The sequence below is a fragment of the Deinococcus sp. genome, from assembly GCF_025362455.1.
In the GTDB taxonomy this organism is placed as follows: Bacteria; Deinococcota; Deinococci; order Deinococcales; family Deinococcaceae; genus Deinococcus.
The window spans coordinates 1-2,387 of the sequence record NZ_JANYGJ010000271.1 but is presented as its reverse complement, the minus strand read 5'-3'; the positions used below and the strand labels follow the sequence as shown (position 1 = coordinate 2,387).

The 2,387-nt window shown below is 53.2% G+C and carries 2 protein-coding genes; both read left to right on the top strand.

Going from position 1 to position 2,387, the window contains the following annotated elements; all coding sequences use genetic code 11:
- Positions 1-801 precede the first annotated feature (801 nt).
- Entirely contained in the window at positions 802-1,173 is a 372-nt protein-coding gene (locus Q0R23_RS18345; protein WP_293915428.1) for a hypothetical protein, read from the top strand.
- A gap of 143 nt (positions 1,174-1,316) precedes the next feature.
- A complete protein-coding gene (locus Q0R23_RS18340; protein WP_293915426.1) occupies positions 1,317-2,171 on the top strand; it encodes a hypothetical protein in 855 nt (284 codons plus the stop codon).
- Positions 2,172-2,387 lie beyond the last annotated feature (216 nt).

Here is a 2,387-nt window from a genome sequence, read left to right as displayed (position 1 = left end):
CCTGCCGCGCCCCTTTTCTCTTTCTGAAAAATAGTGCTTGACATTACACTGCATCCGTGATATGATGAATTGTCGCTGAACGCCGAGCGACCTCGATTTGCGTTGATGGGAGAAAGTCATGTCTCTTCGTCTTGCCGCTCCTACGTCTTGCCGCTCCTACGTCTTGCCGCTCCTACGTCTTGCCGCTCCTTCGTCTTGCCGCTCCTTCGTCGCGGTAGCCTAGTGACACTTTGCCTCTTTGCCCTAGCCCCGTCCGCCCATGCCGGATACTGGCTGTTCTCCGCCATAGGTAGCGGAGCTGCCCATGATACCCACCCACCTGCAACGGGCGAACCGAAGACATACAGTCCCTGGATTATTCCGGCCCCAACTGTCGGTTCATTCTCAGTTCCGCAATTTGGCACCAGCAGTGGCTATGATAGTCAAGCGGACGCTTCGATTACGCTTACGGTCAAAGCTACCTGGACACATGGGACGGGGGAAACAGACGCAAACGATCCGGCACCCCCGTCTGTCTGGCTTGCCGAAAGCAGTGAGGCAGAGTTCACTGCCAATTTAGCAACGGGAAACGGAAATGCCAATGATGGTTTAGGCGATGTCGTCTCCGCAGGCACGACCGGCAAGGCTACAAGTTCTTTCGGCACGACGAAACCCCCAGAGCACTGGACCAATGTTACAGTCTCAGGTGGCGTCGCCAAGCTGCCTGAACGAACGCTAAGTGCCACAGCGAACTTTCCTGCCAATCCGAGTAGCCCATAAGGGGGTTCGTGCAGTGCCTACATCAACAAATACACCGTCACTGTGTATACACAGCCCTATGGATGGTGTGATGCGGGTTGGAATGATCAAAATGGGGTGCATCACACTGGCCCCCACATTGACAACACCATCGGAGAATTGGCGTTCAGCTATGGGTGGAAGTTTACGAATGGAAGTCTTGCAGACCTTGGCGGGATCAAGATCTATGAATTTCTGGATTATAGTGGCAATCCAGGAACGCCTTTGTCAGCACTCACTTGGAATATATCCCAAAAGTATGAGTTCGATGATCCGCAGACAGGTGAAGTTGGGACGGTGCTCTACAACCCTGGCAACGTAGTGGATGCGATTCGCCTGAACCCGAACCAATTTACCGTCACGAAATCAACGTATACTGCAACAAAACCACTCTAGAGCAGTTTACGGCTTTTCCCAGAAAGGAAAGAGCATTGAACAAAAGTACACAGACACTAGCCACTTCGATCATGGCAGTATTCTTACTCGCTACCACCCTTGTCACTCAGGCTACTCAAGCGGAACCCGGCACTGGAAGCGGCTTGATCGTCACGATTACTCAAGCCTCCACCACGAAGGTTTGCCCGGGGGAGCCATTCGTCCTGCATTACAAAATCGCGAATACCGATTCGGTGGGTCAGGCCACCTTTTACACTGGGGCCAATTTTAACCGCTGGTACACACTCAGCCTTCGCAGTGCCTATGGCATCACGAGGGAAGCATCCGCTCTGCCTGCCGAGAAGAAGCTGGAAGGATTGCATCCATCCCCCGAAGTAAGTATCCTGGCGGGTGAGAGCATCCAGGGGGACATCGTCGCAACCCGTAGGTTTCCCGTTCTTGCGCCGGGAAAATATGTACTGACGCTCCATATGGCTCTGACCTCCTACACGGAACCTAAAGGAGCCTGGTACCCCGAAGGCAGACCGAACACACTCCCACAGCAGGAAGTCGCCGATGAGTACACGTTTCCCCTCCTCGTGACCGCAAATAATCCTGCCCGATTGCAACGCATCGCCCGCAGCAGGGAAACCGCACTGCTGGACGTCAATAATGCGGCACACTTCGGCAGACTGGCTGAGGAACTGTTCTCGCTCCCGGAAGCGTCGGCGAAGCCATCCTGGCAGACCTTGATCGCAGACCGGAACACTTCGCCTGGAGTTTTGGACAAAGCCGTTGATATGCTCGAAACGCTGCAAACGACTACGGCGGCTGATCTTCTGCTGCAAATGCATAGCCGAGCCATCCGTGTGGGAAGCAGAACCCCGCATGTGGAAAATGCACTTGCGAGTATGTACAATACGGGAAGTCCAGCTCTCAGGGAACATATTAAGAATCTCGCAAGGCTACAGGGCATAGAATTAGGAGATAAGCTTCTCGGCCTTAACAATCCGAATTGAGTAGTTTTCTGATGCGATTGTCTTATAGTGCCGGTGTCAAAGACCTAGGAATAGTCCCTGGGTCTTTCTGCTTAGGTCTTGACTGGCCAATCGCCTTTTGGCCTTGTGTAGCCCTACCCCGCAAAAATAGCATTGCACATACTTCCGAAGCTGTGGAATAATTCGATTAGGACTCACGCTGTACGCGAAGCGAGAGCCGGGATTTTATAATCACTG